Below are 15,925 nucleotides of genomic sequence, written 5' to 3' on the forward strand. Positions count from 1 at the left end.
CACACACATCTCACCAAGGTATTAGGTCGTGTCAGTGTTTAATGTGTCACGTGGTTCTCACCTAGTCGTTTTGTGATTCTAGAGGCGTGTTCATGGAGTGTTTTTAGTTACAAGTTGTTGATATAAAACATTTTAGTGTCGATTTGTCACACACATCTCACCAAGGTGTTAGGTCGTGTCAGTGTTTAGTGTGTCACGTGGTTCTCACCCAGCCGTTTCGTGGTTTTAGAGACGTATTTATGGAGTGTTTGTAGCTGCAAGTTATTGATAAAAGTAATTTTAATGTCAATTTGTCACACACATCTCACCAAGGTATTAGGTGGTGTCAGTGTTTAGCGTGTCACGTGGTTCTCACCCAGCCGTTTCGTGGTTTTAGAGACGTATTTATGGAGTGTTTGTAGCTGCAAGTTATTGATAAAAAGCATTTCAATGTCAATTTGTCACACACATCTCACCAAGATATTAGGTGGTGTCAGTGTTTAGCTTGTCACGTGGTTCTCACCCAGCTGTTATGTGGTTTTGTACTTTAATGTATTGAGTGATGGGGAGGGGACAACTAATTGATAATATGAGGTTCGTGCTATTGTTAATCACGTACTTCTCACCTCAAAAAAACTAATAGATTTATAATTAATATGGGGTTTTGGTAGGGGGAAACCGATGAACTGAAGTTACAGTAGTATTTATTGACGGAGGCTTAATGGCTTATGACATAGTGACGCACCTATAGGGTGCGTCACAGTGTCATAATTAGCTTTAAGCCGCCAAGCAAGCTATGTCTTGCATAGACCGTCGATTGGAAGAAATCTGTGTAACTTTTACTAGTCCGGCTTCTTCTAGCTTATTGAACTTTCGATAAAAGTCCTTTGTTTCACTGTTACCCCAGTTGCCAATAGTTTCTTTGGAGTAAATTCTTTGTTTGATCGCTTCTCGAGTAGCTGAACCGTTTAGTTGCTGTTTAAGGCATTGAACTATCGGCTCTTGTTCTAGCAATGTTTGTTTAGTTTTGACCGAAATAGGTTTAACTCGAGCTAAAGATGTAATTGGCTTCTGGTCACCGTCTCTTATGTCGAGGGGGACTGATTCAAACTCAAGCTCAACAGTTTCGCTTGGTTCAGCATCTTTTTGCTTAGTATTGATAAGAGTAGCTATGAGGCTATTGTTCCTGCGTTTGACATGATATTCATAATCACAAGCACCCACTAAAGCGTTACTGCCACGACTTCCCTTAGCTTCATCTTTACCTGTGTGATGGATGCACATTACGCTTACATCAGCATCGTTGCGTAGTTTATTGCACCCCCGAACAAACTCACTCATTGCTTGAGATGAGTTTTCATCACCTTCGAAATTTTGTGCGAGAGTATCGAAAATGACTAACTTAAATTTGACGTTTAGGCTTGATTCAAGCTCTTTCATAGCTTTGGTAAATTCGTCACGTACATCTTTGCGTGCTACAAACACGCTTCCTACATGCTTAAATACATCAGTTGCTTCAAGTGAGTTTATGGTTTCCCATGCTTTTAATCGACTAGATACGCCGTTGCCGCCTTCTGCTGCGATGTACAATACAGCACCGGCATCTACGGACTTGTTGTTCCATGTTGAGCCAGTGGCAACTGCGCAGGCAATTTCAAGTGCAATGAATGTCTTTAATGAGCCGGATTGTCCATAAATTACGCCAAAGGAGTCAGAAGGTAGGTAGTCCTTCACCAGCCAAGGAGTCGGTTTTTGATAACCATCCGAACCTCTTGTGAAGGTAAAGCCTCGAAATTGAAGCGCTGATTTGTCTAGTGCTAATGACATATAATTCTCTTTTGATTCTATTTACTAAAAACCACTAAATCGGGGGGGTTGTTGTTCCATCTACTCAAAGTAGGGTTTGAGGTGGGATGTATTTGATGTATCAATCTGCTCAATGAAGCTTTTAAGAACTTCTACCCCATATTGTTTGCTGTAAACATTGAAAGAGTCAGACCTGTGAGCGTGACCAACCAAGCATTCAATCACTTCCCTCGAGACCAAGTTTTGTTTCAGCTCATTCACAAAGTTGTGGCGAAATGAGTGTCCATCTTTACCTTTATCAAACCCGATCTTATCTCGACGATGTTTGAACCATTTGGAGGCGTAGTGTGAGTAGTAGCCGTTGTATCGCTTAAGTTCTGGAAAAAGCCGTTCGTGTTGCCTTGTAGCTACGAAATCAAGAAATCCAAGCCTAATTAGTTCGCTGTGTATAGGAACAAAGCGAAAAGAATAAGAAGTTTTTAATGTTTGATCAGCGTGCAGTTCACGTATTTTTAAGTAGGGGATATCAGCTGTGATAACTACTTCAGATGTTCGAAGTTGGCATATCTCGTTCATCCTTGCCCCGGTATAACGCATCATAAGTGGTAGCCAATAGTAATATGGGTGGTGATACTGATGTTTAACGTAATCGCTGATGTTGAAGATAAGGTTTAGATCTTCTGGCGTAAATGGCTGACGCTCGTCTTCTGACCTTTGAGGCAGCGTAGGTAAGCTACGGAAGACATTTGTTTCGATATAGCCATGAGCTACTGCCCAGTTGCAAAATGTAGAGAGTTTTTGAATTATCCCTTTTACAGATAAAGGAGCTAACGTAGCTTTTTTCAAAGTAGAGTTCGCTTGGATTACCTCAATACCAACTAACCCGTCAAAGCAACGCTGTTTACGAAAGTTCTTAGGTAGTAAATACAAAACATTACGAAGCCACTCTGCATTTTCTCGATCAATTTCGTTCATATCATTGAAGGGGAATAGTTCTAGGGCATTCTTCATAACCCCGTGGTCTTGAAGTATGCACTTCTTACTTGGCGGTTTGAAACGAATGCGTGACTCGGTGTATTTTTCTAGCAACTCTAGGGAAGATAAATTCTTTTTTTGCTTAGCACTTCGAGGAAGAGGGAGGTGGTACAAACTTTCCGAAGTCTTGTTCAACATCTCCGTGGCTAATAGGCCAATATTCGAATTACTCGCAAGTTGTGGATTTACAGCAGATAGCATAGTTACGTAGCCTCGTATTAACTCATCAATGAGGCGCATCCTAACGGCAATTTTTTATATATAAAAGTGGTCGACAAATGACCGAACGGCGTTTAAGAGGGTGAGAAGAGGTATGTTTTGAGGTACATGCTGAAAAGGTCGATTCAAAGGGTAGATAGCTGTTAATCCACCCTTTAAACCCCCTTATCGAGGACAAAATGTGTTTTTCATTTTGTGAAAAGTGAAAAAAATCAAAAAATTTTCGCTTTTTTAGCTTTGATTTGAGATTTGACTGTTTATTAGTCGTAAAGCTATGCGCTCGAGTTAGTATTTATGTAGGGTTTTATGGACTTCAATGCTTCTGATGGAATCTTATCTACGGCATTTTTTAAGACCTTCAGTTCATACCCTTTTCCATACCTATCATATGTTATATTGTTCAGTAAGTGCCCAAGGATTGAAGCTGCAACTTCTGGTGTCACCATTGCATTTTTTAGTTCAGTTGCAGCTGTGTGGCGAAAAGAGTGAAAATCATGTTTTTTGGCAAAGCCAAGTCTTGATTTGAAGCGACCAAACCACTTGGAAGGTGCTGAGCCATAACCGTCTCTTGTCATCTTTAATTCAGGGAATAGTCTGTTGTTCCCCAGTGACTCTACGTACCCTAGAAAGCCAAGTTGAATAATAAAATCATGCAGTGGTACGAGTCTTTTGCTCTGGAGTGTTTTGAGTTTTTGGTCATCCCTTTCATCTGTAATAGAAATACACCAGATTGAGTCTATGCACTTTATGTCTTTAGTATGTAGTTGGCATAGTTCGTTTAATCGTGCTCCAGTAAACTTGGCCAATATTGGTAACCAGAAGTAGTAAGGGTGTAGATACTCATGCTGAGTGAAGATCGGGTCAGAGAAAATAGTGACTTGCTCACTTGCTGTGTAGTGGTGCTTACCTTCACTATCTTTTTTCTGCTTTTTGAACTTCAAGCCCTTAAAAGGGTTAACATCCGTTAATTCATTTACTAGGCACCAGTCAAAAAATGAAGAGCACTTCTGTATATAGTCTTTAATGCTCTCTTCACTAAGCGAAGGCTTACCCATACGCTCATTAAGTCTTACAGCTTCTATTGCACTTAGGTTTTTGAATTCAGGTTGTTTGTTCTTGTTAGTAGGATAATGTTGTAGTTTCTTTTTTATCTCCTCGGCCTCTGCTCTGCGGATTTTTTTTAACGTTGACTTACCTGATAACTCCAAAATCGTTTTGCATTGAGCCTTTAGACTATCTGCTGTTTTAATAGCAACGTGATCCAGTTTGTAGTTGTAGAAACGTTCCAAAGTTTCAAAGGGACAAAGTCTAGTTGGAGTTTTTATTCTCTGTGAAGGGAGGCATATCTTTTCTACCTGAGTTGACAATGGCTGTTCATCAGACAGAGGGGTTGCTTCTGTTTTTTGAAGGATCTCTAGCTCTAACTTAAGAGCTAGTATTCTTGCGGTACGTTTAGAGGATGTTTTTAGCGAACGTTTGATTTCACAGCGATCATCAAAATGCAGTCTCAATCTCAGTGGGATCTGATAACGAAACTGCCAAATGCCTGATTTAGATAGTGTTAGATAGCGCATGTTTAGTACCTTTTTTTAGTACAAACGCAGTATCTGTTTATCCCCAAAATAAAAAAGGGCGGTAAGTCAGATACTTACCGCCCTTTCCAAACGTTTGGTGGAGCTGGCGGGAGTTGAACCCGCGTCCAAAAATCATTCATCATTGGTACTACATGCTTAGTCGATCTTTAATTTCACCAGCAACCTGCGAACCGACACGCTAGTTAAAGGCTAACCTGAATTATAATTCGCGCTTTTCCTCTCAGGTGGGAGAAGCCACGCTAGCTAGTTTGGGTTTGATCTCTTATTGGTCCCCGTCTTACGAGCGGAAGCTAGGGTAAGAGAGCTCTAAGCAGGTTATTAAGCTGCTAGTGCGTAGTTTTCGTCGTTTGCGACTATTTTTTTGCGGCTTTTTACGTGGCCAACCGCCCCACGGCATGCACCTCAGACTTCAAAATTCCTGTCGAATCCTAAATCAGCCCCAAGTGTTATCCGCATAGTACCAGAAAAGCTTTCCTTGTCTAGCTCTGTGCGTTTAAGTGCTCAAGATTAACGCAAGTTACTCTTCATGATACGTGCTTTATCGCGAGCCCAATCTTTTTCTTTCATATCAGTACGTTTGTCGTGAAGCTTTTTACCTTTTGCAACACCGATTTTGATCTTCACCCAAGAGCGAGACCAGTACAGTGACAGTGCTGCTAGCGTCATACCTTCACGGTTAATGCGACCAAGAAGGTTGTCGAGTTCACGACGACTCATCAATAGTTTACGCACACGTGTAGGGTTTGCGACAACGTGAGTTGATGCTTGATTAAGAGGAGTGATGGTCATTCCGCTCACAAAAGCCTCACCGTCACGCATGAAAACATAGCTTTCGGCGATATTAGCTTTTCCTTGGCGAAGGGCTTTCACTTCCCAGCCTTGTAGCTCCAAGCCGGCTTCAATTTCATCGTCAATGAAGTATTCGTGGCGAGCTTTTTTATTCAGCGCGATAGTGTTGCTACCCGCTTTTTGCTTTGATTTTTTCTTTACCATAATGGGCTCATTATACGGGTTGGATATACGTTAGGAAATCCTTTTATTTGCGCTATCGTGGAATAAAAGTAAAATTGGCACAAGCCTTAAAACATGTACGCGTATCGATAGGAGTGTGTATGAAGCAAATCAGCCGTTCTGCTTTGGTGTCTTTTAGTGCAGAGCAGATGTTCGATCTGGTCAATGATGTTTCGAAGTATCCTGAGTTTCTACCTGGTTGTTCAGGTTCACGAATCATTGAGTCTTCGGGCGAGGGTATGGTGGCTTCTGTCGATGTTGCGAAAGCGGGTATCAGCAAAACGTTCACAACTTCAAATGAACTCATCCCAGGTCAGGCTATTATGATGAACTTGGTGGATGGTCCCTTTAAGACGCTGCGTGGTGGTTGGATCTTCACTGCTTTGGATGAGCAAGCGTGTAAAGTAGAACTAAAGCTTGAGTTTGAGTTTTCGAGCAAGATGATCGAAATGGCTTTCGGCAAAATATTTAATGAGCTAACCAGTAATATGGTGAACGCTTTTACTAAACGTGCGAAACAGGTGTACGAGTGTTATGAGTATTGAGTCGGACATGATTCACGTTGAGGTGGTGTATGCGCTTCCTCAAGAACAACGTGTGTTTAATCTAGTTGTGAACAAACAAGCGACAGTTGAAGAGATCATTCGTCAATCTGGTGTTCTGGAACTGTACCCTGAAGTTGATTTGAAAAAGAATAAAGTCGGCGTATACAGTCGAAATGTTCGTTTAGATGCAACTATCCGTGATAAAGATCGTATCGAGATATACCGACCGTTATTGGCCGATCCAAAAGAAATTCGCCGTAAACGTGCAGAGCAAGCAAAAGCAGCTAAGTAACGCTTATGGACAGCTGAAAAACCTCCCAAATGGGAGGTTTTTTGTTTTAAGGTGCTATCTTGGAGAGTCAATAGAGCTTGGTGTTTCTGTTCTGGTGTAGATGATGCCGTCGGCCAGTTCTGTAGCGTAGTTGATTGGCTGCTTAATGATGCTATTTGGGTACGTTAAGTTTGCGATATCTTCCATTTTTATGAACGCATTCTCGACGCCATTTTTTGCTAAGAGTTTCTCGACACTTCCCAGCTTATTTGTTGCGAAATGAGGGATAGCACGTAACTCAGGGTCTGATTCCATTGGTGTAATGTAACCGTCTTCAAAAGCATGGATTAAGCTATATACCTCATTAGGGTTTACTTGCTGTTTTAAGTGCCAAAATGCACCTGTGCTGTCTGGCCAAGCACCAACATAACTGCTGATGTGGACGTTATGTCCCCACGCCAAAATACTTTTTTGTGGTAACCATTCTTTTTGTAACCAGCGCAAGTTGTCCGCTTGCATGATCTCATCTGGATTGTAGGTGTCAAACCAACGGCTTTGAACGTGGGCTTGCATGCTTTTGACTATCTGTAACCAAAAAGTCGCATACTCACGAAAATCTTGGCGCTCTGTGAGTGGAGGAAGGTATTGTTCGGCTTTCATTTGAGACATTACGGAGTTGAGTGAAGCCAGTTGGTTGATAAAGGCTTGTTGTGCGCTGTTATCTGGCTTATCGAAATACCAAGGGCACATCATGGCTTCGCCATTGGCGATAAAACTTTGCCAATCAAGGTTGATGAGTTGATATTTTTCGACGAAGGTTTGCATCTCCGGCAGCATGAGGCTACAAGCTGGATCGCTACTGTGTCTACCATCAAAAGCAACCAAATACAGTGGTGTATCGGTAAACGCTTGCTGTTCTACGTATTCATAGAGTGGGTAAATCTCAGGGGTTTCAGCGTACAAGAACATGAAGGAGTACAGCATGGCATCTCGAACATCGGTCACTTCTCCATCCATTAATCTCTGCCAAAGGCGAAGGCCGTCATACAGTCCACTTTCCATGGCGAGTACATCTATTTCACCTTCTTGATGCAGGTATTTGGTTATTCGCGACTTGGCTTTAAAGCCTTGTGCACCACCATGCGTTGCTTCTCCTAAACCAATGAATGATTTTCCAGCGACAGCTTGTTTTACGGCTTCCAAGTCGGAGTTATCCGTGTGGTTAAACTCCAAGCTTTTTATGTGAGATGTTATGTGGATTTGTTCTTGGTTATCGTCCTCACCACATCCAAGCAGAGCTAGAGAAGATAAGGCAAGCAAACCGCATGATAGTGCTTTCATTTTCGTGTTCCTACATGAAAAATTCTACACTCAGAATAGATGTGCTTAGTTGCATAGAAAACTAACGTGAAAATGATCTGCGAGTTTATTCAAATATTCCAATGAGTAAGAGAACAAATAACGAGATAGTTTGTGATTCGGTTTATGGGGTAATGAAGCAATAAAAAAGCCTCCGGCGAGGAGGCTTTGAGAATTCTGTGAAAATAAAGATGGGCTACTGAATCTTCTCGTAAAAGGCATCACTTTTCGGGTAGTCGCCAGTCAGATCGGCTAACGTACCTTGGTCATTGAATTGAACAACCAGATCTTTTTGCACAGGTTCACCGTGCCCAGGAGTGTGATGGTAAATGTAGTACCAAGTATTTGGGTAGCCATTTTCAACCAACATAGGCGAACCAAGAACGTAGCGAACTTGTGCTTTAGTCATCCCAAACTTTAATTTATCAACCGCACTTTGTTCTACATAGTTGCCTTGGTTGATATCAATACGATAAACCAGTTTTTCCAATACCGAACATCCTGTCAGCAAAGTCATTGCTAATGGTACGGCAACTAACCACTTCTTTAATTGCATAATAATTTCTTAGTAACCTTTAAAATACTGCGCTGATAATAAACAAGCTCGACGCAGATGTAAAAAGCTATGCGTCGTATGGTAGAAAATCTGACAACGAATTTTGAGTTGAGTTGCATTTATTCGCTGATATTAGACGATAACTGGCGGAACATGACTCATCAAGCATGTTGTGTGCTTTTTATGATATGGGATTTAAGAGATCGCCTGCAATATTTCGTGAGGGCGACTACTGTTGGCCGTGCGTTGCATTATTGCGGGAGGGAAAATGCTTTGAGCGTTTCACCTTCAAACCGATAATATTCTTTTTCAACAAGGTGTGCTGCACCTATGGAGCGGTAAAATTGACCAGCGATAGGATTGGTGTTTTCTGCTGTCCAATCAAGTCTTTGGCAACCCGAGGTAACTGCTAGGGTCGCTAAATGTTTCATTAGTTGAATACCAACGCCTTTTCCTCTCGCGATTGAAGAAACGAAGAGATCTTTCATGTACATTTGGCCGGAAAGTTTAGGGGCAGGGTACATCACTGTGTAAGACGCAAAACCAATAATAGAGTCGCGCTCATAAGCTGCGATGATTTTGATACTAGAATGCTCAGAGAAGACTTGGTGCTTTAGATAATGCGTCAATTCATTCTCTGATGCGGCGTCCTCTTTGAAGTAATAGCATTCTAACTCAATAAAAAGAGGGACGAGCTCTAAACAGTTTTCTTTGCTGATGGCTTTGATATCCATTTCTCATCCCTTGTTGAATGGTTAAGCCGCGATGAGTAATTCTTTTGCGTTGGCTAATGTTGAGTCGGTAATTTGGCTTCCGCCCAATAAACGAGCGAGTTCTGCCACACGTTGTTGCTCATCTAGGGTATGCATTTTTGTTTCGGTTTGCCCACTCTTGGTGTGTTTAGCAACAAACATTTGTTGATGACCACAGCCAGCAACTTGCGGTAAGTGGGTTACACACATCACTTGAGTCGATTCGCCTAATTTGCGCAGCATCTTACCGACAACCGCAGCCGTTGGGCCGCTGATACCGACATCCACTTCATCGAAGATCAAGCTTGGCGTATCCACTTTTTGTGCGGTGATAACTTGTATTGCTAGCGAGATACGTGATAGCTCACCACCTGATGCGACTTTAGCGATAGGTTGTAATGGCTGACCTGGGTTGGTTGAGACCAAGAAACACACACTGTCCATACCCAATGGAGATGGGTGGAGGTTTTCGTTGTTTACCTCGATGCTGAATACCGCTTTCTCCATGCTCAATTCGTGCATGCTTTGCGTGATAAGTTTGTTCAGCTCTTTTGCGTAACGGCTACGTGACTTGTGCAGCTTCTCTGCTTGAGTTAAGAAGCTTTGGTATTTCTGTTCTACTTCTTGAGCGAGTTCATCCAGACGCTCGTCAGAGCAATCTAATGCTTCGATTTGTGCAAGAAGATCTTGGTGATGTTGGTATAGCTCATCGGGCATAACATGGTGTTTGCGAGCCATCGACATCACTTTAGAAAAACGTTCTTCGACATAAGCCATGCGACCGGGATCGACATCAATGCCATCTAGGTAGCTGCGAAGTTCGTTTTTGGTTTCTTCTAGCTGGATCATTGCCTCTGCCAGCATGTTTGGCAATTCAGCTAACTTCTCATCCAATTCGGCTAACTGGATTAGGGAGTGATTGGCCGATTGCAAAATACCAAGCGCATTGACTTCTTCACCTTCGTAAATAAGTTCGAGGGCTTGCTGACAGGTAGTGGCGAGTTCACCACTATTGGACAGTCGTTTGTGCTCTTGCTCGAGCTCTGCGAATTCTTCTTCACCTAGCGATAACTCATTCAGTTCTTTAATTTGGTATTCAAGCAACTGTTTTTGAGCCTGATTTTGCTGGCTGTTCTCTTTTAGTTGCTTAAGGTTGTTGTCTGCTTGACGCCAATGCTGGTAAGCACTGCGTGTGCTTTTTAATAGGTTTAAATGTCCAGCATATTGGTCCAGCATGGCCATTTGATGCTCGCTCTTCATCAACTGATGATGCGCGTGCTGTCCATGGATGTTGATCAATAACTGCCCAAGAGATTTGAGTTGTGAAAGAGGGACTGGGCTGCCATTGATAAAGGCTCGAGAACGGCCTTCTTTCGTGATGATGCGACGCAAGATACATTCGCTGCCATCCAGCAGGTCGTTATCTTCTAGCCAACGCGTTGCGTGTAGATTGTTGTCCAGTAAAAAGGCGGCGCTGACTTCTGTTTTCTCTTCGCCTTGTCGTACCATGCCTGCATCGGCACGCCCGCCTAAACAAAGACCTAATGCGTCAATTGCAATAGATTTACCTGCACCTGTTTCACCAGTGATGGTGGTCATGCCCTTTGAAAGCTCGAGCTGTAAAGACTTAACAATCGCAAAATTATTAACACTTAGATGAGCCAGCATTTTTATTTACCTGTATAACTGAACAATACTGTATAAGAAAACAGTATATACTGTTTCTTTATACAGTAAAGGTGGCTGCTGGATTTTTTGTAGGAAGAAGGTATTTTTTGTGATGGTGAAGAGAAAAATAGGCCGAGCAAATGCAACGACCTATTAAAATTGAACAAGTTACGGTCGAGTTGGGTTAATTGTGAGCGGCTCAAACGTTGCCACAGCATTAACCCCTGCTCCAGGATGGTCGACATAGGAAGTGTCTTGCATCAGGGGGTAATACACATCGATAAAATCGTCATCGTTAGTGAGTGCGCCATCCGGAATCGCATCGATAATTTTGTTGGTGATCTGAGGAATAATGGCATAGGCCTGAACTTCGGGATCTGGAATTGCCTTCAGGACTTCTTCTGCAACCTGAACAAGCAGTTTGGCTAACTGTTTGTAATCGGTGCCGTCATCTTGCTCCATTAAGACGATATCCGCCGCCCCCCAACGGTAACGAGACCAGTGAATGATGATTTGGTTGGGTAAGTAGGTGGTGTTGTCGTAATCCAAATAAGGTAGCTCGACGAGATCCAAAGTGGGTTCATCACGCGTAGGGTTTACACCTGTGACAATGGCGTAGATTTCAGCTTTTCCTGAAATCCAAGGCTCTTGGTCATTGGCAAGACGAATCTTCTTCAAAACCGTAGTTTGAATTGGTTGAGGTGTACTTTCTGTGTGGGAGAAAAGAGATTTTTGAGCCTTTGCGATGTCAGTCATATAGGGTTGGACCATGGTTGCTTGCCCAAGCTTGCTCATTTCTGCCTGCATAGCCTGTAGCCCAGCTTTTAGCTCTGCAGAGCTGTTGCTGTCGACAACCAATACAGGCACGTCTGGAAGTTGATAGACATCGAGTTGGTGGACTTGGCCATAAACATCGTAAGCTTCGATGTATTGCCACTGCTCATCATCCCCTGTTGGTTCGAAAGCAAAGAGTGGGTCGACGGCCCCTTCTTGCCACACGCCGAGCATTTCTTCATTTGCAAGTCGAACTTCAAGCAATTGATCGGAGTATTCAGAGATGCCTTTCCACGCTCGAATTTGTGTATCGGCTTGTATGAGTTGTTGGCTAAATGCTGATAAAGGTTTCTGTTTGACGAATGAGGAAAGGGGGACATTAATGTGTTCGGCAGTGATGTCTTTGCGCAGCATGGGTTCTATGTTGGCATAACTTTCGCTGAGTTGCAGAGCCAGTGTCCGCTTGGTATTCGAGATGTCCTCGGCTTTTGCGTTTGATATATCGGTAACCTTTGCCTCCTCAGATTGACAGCCAGCAAGCGCTAACGTACTGAGAACGGACAATATCATTGTTTTTTTCATAATGTGCCCTTTGAGATAATAAGTATGAATTAGAGTTTATATTCTATTCATACTGAGAATATCATCAGTCGGACACCTTTCAATTTGAGCTCAGAATTTTGTATAAAATTTACCCACAAGATCAAGTTTTATAAAATTAAATTTAACAAGGAATTAATCTGTGTCGCCTTGGGTAGGCGATGAAATTGGAGTTAATGAGAGCATAGAAAAAAGGTTGATGCCTTCACATCAACCTTTCTTGTTAAAACAATTTGCTTGACCAACCGAGCTTGTTTCTTAGCACGTGGTAGTAGCTGTAGTCTTTTGGGTGGATCAGTTTAAGTACATTCGGGCTTTGATAAATATGAACTTCATCGCCTGGAGAAACCGGTAGTGAAACTTGTCCATCACAACTGACTTCTTGCGTACCGCGGTTTTCTGGTGACACGATCAATTTAATGCGTCGTTTTCCATCAACCACCAAAGGACGGCTTGAAAGAGTGTGAGGAAACATAGGTACTAAAGAGATTGCATTCAAGCTTGGCGACAAGATAGGACCACCACCGGAAAGGGAATAAGCGGTTGAACCTGTTGGCGTTGAAACGATTAAACCGTCGGCGCGCAGCGAAAACGCAAAACTGTCATCAATGTAAACTTCAAACTCGATCATATGTGCGACTTGACCAGGGTGAAGTACTGCTTCATTTAGGGCGGCATTGTGGCTTTTAATTTGGCCATGACGATGCACTTCGGCCTCAAGTAAAAATCGCTCTTCTTCAATATATTCGCCATTCAGAACGGCTTTCAATGCCGTTTTGAAATCATCGGGGTTAAGGTCCGTTAGGAAACCAAGGTTACCTCGGTTCACACCGATCACTGCGACATCAAAGCGAGATAAAATGCGAGCTGCACCTAACATGTTGCCATCGCCTCCAACGACAATAGCAAGATCGGCGTTTTTACCAAGTTCCACTAGGCTGGCAAATTGATTTTGTGGAATATCGTCTAAAATTGCAGCAAGGCGGTCATCGATAAACACTTGGTAACCTTCAGAGGTTAACCATTGGTAAAGCTCTCTATGAGTTTGAATAGCCTGCTGATCTCGAGGTTTTCCGATAATCGCGATCACGTTACATGGGTTTTTCATAGCATTTCCGCATTAAAGAGGCTTGAATCAGGAATCTTCATCCCCATAATAATGGCAAGTTACCTAAATATGCGAATTTTAATGTGGTTAGAGCCCGCAAAACGTGCGTAAGCTTTGAGGACATTATGTTGATTCTGGAGATATCATGAGCAACGAAGAAAACAAAGTTACTGAAGCCGAGCTTGATCAGATCATCGAAGAGGCTGAGAAAGTAGAGGCAGCCGCTCAAGAAGCAGAAGCGGAACTTGAAGACATTGGTGATGAAAAAGACGCTAAGATTGCTCAACTAGAAGCTGCACTTCTATCAAGTGAAACGAAAGTGAAAGATCAGCAAGATGCCGTTCTACGTTCTAAAGCAGAAGTAGAAAACATGCGTCGTCGTACAGAGCAAGAAATTGATAAAGCGCGTAAATACGCTTTGAACAAGTTTGCTGAAGAGCTTCTTCCTGTTATCGACAACCTAGAGCGTGCTATCCAAGCTGCTGATGCTGAGCATGAAGTGGTTAAGCCAATTCTTGAAGGTGTTGAGCTAACGCATAAGACGTTTGTAGACGCAGTATCGAAATTTGGTTTGAAAGAGATCAATCCAGAAGGTGAAGCTTTCAACCCTGAATTCCATCAAGCGATGTCTATCCAAGAAAGCCCTGACCATGAGTCAAATACCGTTATGTTCGTAATGCAAAAAGGTTACGAGCTAAACGGTCGCGTGGTACGTCCTGCAATGGTTATGGTTGCAAAATAATTCAGTAACCTACTGATATATATTTATTTAAATGCCTACTGGTTCTCAGTGGGCATTTTTGTTTCAAACATTGTCATTCTCATATTCACTCCTCTGAATATGAGCTAAATTTCGAAATTTGATCCTCTTCAAACTTTTTCCTATTGGCAAATAATTTTCCTATAGGAGATATCCTCTCTTTATCTTGCTTACTTATGGGATGCTGTGTCTATAAGTATCTGTTATGACTTGTCTTCAAAATAAAATTCTGAATATCAATCTAGAACTGGCGATTTACTTTTAATGTTAGTTATTAACATTCTTGTAAAGAAAGCCTTTATTTTGTAACTCCGATGTGTATTATTCGCGAGGTCTGCCGTAAAAATTAGCAGATGTAACTATAAAAATATAAATAGCAAACACAACATTTCGGAGATTTATGATGGATAAATCGCTTTCTAGTAAGATTTTTATCGGCTTGTTCGCCGGCCTCGTGCTGGGTACAGCTATTCAGTACTTATTTAGCGGTATTGCGATTTTTGATACCTATATTCTAGGTGCAGCAGAAGGTGCGGGCGGCATGTTCGTTTCGCTGATTAAACTTCTGGTTGTTCCTCTGGTTTATGTATCAATTGTATGTGGCATTGTGGAACTTAAAGACATTCGTTCTTTTGGTCGCTTGGGTGGTAAAACTTTTACTCTTTACATTTTAAATACCGTCGTCGCGATCATTGCTGCTCTTACTGTTGCTATGATTGTTCAGCCTGGTGCAGGTGCAAACCTTGCGGGTACGATTTCTGATTCTGTGGCGCTTAAGTCAACAGAAACACCAGACATCTTCTCTATGGTTGTGAACATTGTTCCAAGCAACCCTGTACAAGCGTTTGCAAATGGCGACATGCTACAAATCATCTTTATGGCAATTCTGACAGGTCTTGCAATTCAAGCGCTTGATTCAAAAGGCGGCCCTGCGGTTCGTACTTTTAAGATGGCGAACGAAATCATGATGAAACTAATTGGTCTCGTAATGAGCTTAGCGCCATACGGTGTATTTGCTCTGATGATTCAACTTGGTGCAACCTTGGATGCGGGTACGCTTGCATCAGTAGCCGGTTACGTTGCTCTTGTGGTTTCAATGCTAGTGCTTTGGATCTTCGTGGTTTACCCTCTAGCGGTTCAAATGTTCACGGGTATTTCTGCGCGCGAGTTCTCTCGTAAGACGCGTGAACAAGTGTTGTTCTCTCTATCTACAGCAAGTTCAAATGCGACGATCCCAGTAACGATGCGTACTCTTACTGACAAGATTGGTGTGTCTAAGTCGGTAGCTGGTTTTGGTGTACCACTAGGTGCAACTATGAACATGGCAGGTGCTTCAATCTACATCGCAATCGCAGCGGTATTCTGTGCAAACGCGTTTGGTCAGCCTATTGCGGTATCTGACCTAGTGACTCTAGGCTTCACGGTTCTGCTACTGTCTATCGGTGCTGGCGGTGTTCCTGGCGGCGGTGTAGTGATGGTTGGTGTTATCCTTCACCAATTGGGTCTACCACCAGAAGGTCTAGCAATCGTTGCAGCGGTTGATCGTATTAACGATATGTTCTGTACATCATCTAACGTAGTCGGCGATACAGCAGTAAACACGATTGTTGCTAAGTCTGAAGGCGAGATTGGTAAAGAAGAAATCGTGGATGCTGAACCAGCACAAGCGAGTGCGTAATTCTTAATCGCTCACTTAATCGAATTCACAGCGAGGTCTTAGGGCCTCGCTTTTTCTTTTTAATAGACGCTTCGCTTCGGGAACGGACTTCGTCCTATGTAACGCTGCGCTTCGAGATTCCAACATCCCGCTTTTTGCACAACTTTTTTCAATTTTTTTTGCTCTTTCCCTTGAAAAGCCATTTGCAGCCCTTATCTATTGGGCATAAG

General features: G+C 42.6%; 14 protein-coding genes and 1 other RNA gene. 4 read left to right on the forward strand and 11 right to left on the reverse strand.

Annotated features, from left to right (window positions below; translation table 11 throughout):
- Positions 1-756: 756 nt before the first annotated feature.
- From VJL_RS02700 to smpB, 5 genes are all read right to left on the reverse strand, one after another.
- A complete protein-coding gene (locus VJL_RS02700; protein ID WP_050568802.1) occupies positions 757-1,806 on the reverse strand; it encodes an AAA family ATPase in 1,050 nt (349 codons plus the stop codon).
- A gap of 60 nt (positions 1,807-1,866) precedes the next feature.
- A complete protein-coding gene (locus VJL_RS02705) occupies positions 1,867-3,021 on the reverse strand; it encodes a site-specific integrase (protein WP_050568803.1) in 1,155 nt (384 codons plus the stop codon).
- 290 nt (positions 3,022-3,311) lie between these two features.
- A complete protein-coding gene (locus VJL_RS02710; RefSeq protein WP_038875530.1) occupies positions 3,312-4,613 on the reverse strand; it encodes a site-specific integrase in 1,302 nt (433 codons plus the stop codon).
- A 95-nt stretch (positions 4,614-4,708) separates the two neighbouring features.
- Positions 4,709-5,075: a transfer-messenger RNA gene (ssrA, locus tag VJL_RS27675) on the reverse strand.
- Positions 5,076-5,141: 66 nt separating this feature from the next.
- Positions 5,142-5,627: an SsrA-binding protein SmpB gene (smpB, locus tag VJL_RS02715; protein ID WP_038868779.1), complete on the reverse strand. Its 486-nt coding sequence runs from the start codon at positions 5,625-5,627 to the stop codon at positions 5,142-5,144.
- Between the two features lie 119 nt (positions 5,628-5,746).
- Between smpB and VJL_RS02720 the strand changes: the two genes are divergently transcribed.
- Complete coding sequence (locus tag VJL_RS02720; protein WP_005424743.1) at positions 5,747-6,190, forward strand: SRPBCC family protein; 444 nt, start codon at positions 5,747-5,749, stop codon at positions 6,188-6,190.
- A complete protein-coding gene (locus tag VJL_RS02725; RefSeq protein WP_038868778.1) occupies positions 6,180-6,482 on the forward strand; it encodes an RnfH family protein in 303 nt (100 codons plus the stop codon). Before VJL_RS02720 ends, VJL_RS02725 begins: the two co-directional genes overlap by 11 nt.
- A gap of 54 nt (positions 6,483-6,536) precedes the next feature.
- Here the strand turns inward: VJL_RS02725 and VJL_RS02730 are convergent, their stop codons facing one another.
- The 6 genes from VJL_RS02730 to nadK all read right to left on the reverse strand — a co-directional run bounded on the left by VJL_RS02730 (position 6,537) and on the right by nadK (position 13,278).
- Positions 6,537-7,802 (reverse strand): erythromycin esterase family protein, encoded by a 1,266-nt coding sequence (locus VJL_RS02730; protein ID WP_038875533.1) that lies wholly within the window; start codon positions 7,800-7,802, stop codon positions 6,537-6,539.
- A gap of 214 nt (positions 7,803-8,016) precedes the next feature.
- Positions 8,017-8,376, reverse strand: coding sequence for an outer membrane protein assembly factor BamE (gene bamE, locus VJL_RS02735; protein ID WP_038868775.1), 360 nt, complete (start codon positions 8,374-8,376; stop codon positions 8,017-8,019).
- Between the two features lie 251 nt (positions 8,377-8,627).
- Positions 8,628-9,110 carry a GNAT family N-acetyltransferase gene (locus VJL_RS02740; RefSeq protein WP_038875535.1) on the reverse strand — a complete coding sequence of 161 codons (483 nt, stop codon included), beginning with the start codon at positions 9,108-9,110 and terminating at the stop codon, positions 8,628-8,630.
- Positions 9,111-9,131: 21 nt separating this feature from the next.
- A complete protein-coding gene (recN, locus tag VJL_RS02745) occupies positions 9,132-10,796 on the reverse strand; it encodes a DNA repair protein RecN (RefSeq protein WP_038875538.1) in 1,665 nt (554 codons plus the stop codon).
- Between the two features lie 168 nt (positions 10,797-10,964).
- Positions 10,965-12,152 carry a DUF3103 domain-containing protein gene (locus VJL_RS02750; RefSeq protein WP_038875542.1) on the reverse strand — a complete coding sequence of 396 codons (1,188 nt, stop codon included), beginning with the start codon at positions 12,150-12,152 and terminating at the stop codon, positions 10,965-10,967.
- Positions 12,153-12,393: 241 nt separating this feature from the next.
- Complete coding sequence (gene nadK / locus VJL_RS02755; RefSeq protein WP_038868771.1) at positions 12,394-13,278, reverse strand: NAD(+) kinase; 885 nt, start codon at positions 13,276-13,278, stop codon at positions 12,394-12,396.
- A 145-nt stretch (positions 13,279-13,423) separates the two neighbouring features.
- Here nadK and grpE point away from each other — a divergent pair, with 145 nt between their 5' ends.
- Together grpE and VJL_RS02765 are read left to right on the forward strand one after the other, a co-directional pair.
- Positions 13,424-14,020 (forward strand): nucleotide exchange factor GrpE, encoded by a 597-nt coding sequence (gene grpE, locus VJL_RS02760; protein WP_038868770.1) that lies wholly within the window; start codon positions 13,424-13,426, stop codon positions 14,018-14,020.
- A 421-nt stretch (positions 14,021-14,441) separates the two neighbouring features.
- A complete protein-coding gene (locus tag VJL_RS02765; protein ID WP_038868768.1) occupies positions 14,442-15,716 on the forward strand; it encodes a dicarboxylate/amino acid:cation symporter in 1,275 nt (424 codons plus the stop codon).
- The last annotated feature ends 209 nt before the right edge of the window (positions 15,717-15,925 follow it).

This window comes from Vibrio jasicida CAIM 1864 = LMG 25398 (assembly GCF_000400365.1).
Taxonomy (GTDB): domain Bacteria; phylum Pseudomonadota; class Gammaproteobacteria; order Enterobacterales; family Vibrionaceae; genus Vibrio; species Vibrio jasicida.

Coding starts and splice junctions, on each gene's coding strand:
- VJL_RS02700 (WP_050568802.1), bottom strand. CDS start 1,806: ATGTCATTAGCACTAGACAAATCAGCGCTTCAATTTCGAGGCTTTACC.
- VJL_RS02705 (WP_050568803.1), bottom strand. CDS start 3,021: ATGCTATCTGCTGTAAATCCACAACTTGCGAGTAATTCGAATATTGGC.
- VJL_RS02710 (WP_038875530.1), bottom strand. CDS start 4,613: ATGCGCTATCTAACACTATCTAAATCAGGCATTTGGCAGTTTCGTTAT.
- smpB (WP_038868779.1), bottom strand. CDS start 5,627: ATGGTAAAGAAAAAATCAAAGCAAAAAGCGGGTAGCAACACTATCGCG.
- VJL_RS02720 (WP_005424743.1), top strand. CDS start 5,747: ATGAAGCAAATCAGCCGTTCTGCTTTGGTGTCTTTTAGTGCAGAGCAG.
- VJL_RS02725 (WP_038868778.1), top strand. CDS start 6,180: ATGAGTATTGAGTCGGACATGATTCACGTTGAGGTGGTGTATGCGCTT.
- VJL_RS02730 (WP_038875533.1), bottom strand. CDS start 7,802: ATGAAAGCACTATCATGCGGTTTGCTTGCCTTATCTTCTCTAGCTCTG.
- bamE (WP_038868775.1), bottom strand. CDS start 8,376: ATGCAATTAAAGAAGTGGTTAGTTGCCGTACCATTAGCAATGACTTTG.
- VJL_RS02740 (WP_038875535.1), bottom strand. CDS start 9,110: ATGGATATCAAAGCCATCAGCAAAGAAAACTGTTTAGAGCTCGTCCCT.
- recN (WP_038875538.1), bottom strand. CDS start 10,796: ATGCTGGCTCATCTAAGTGTTAATAATTTTGCGATTGTTAAGTCTTTA.
- VJL_RS02750 (WP_038875542.1), bottom strand. CDS start 12,152: ATGAAAAAAACAATGATATTGTCCGTTCTCAGTACGTTAGCGCTTGCT.
- nadK (WP_038868771.1), bottom strand. CDS start 13,278: ATGAAAAACCCATGTAACGTGATCGCGATTATCGGAAAACCTCGAGAT.
- grpE (WP_038868770.1), top strand. CDS start 13,424: ATGAGCAACGAAGAAAACAAAGTTACTGAAGCCGAGCTTGATCAGATC.
- VJL_RS02765 (WP_038868768.1), top strand. CDS start 14,442: ATGGATAAATCGCTTTCTAGTAAGATTTTTATCGGCTTGTTCGCCGGC.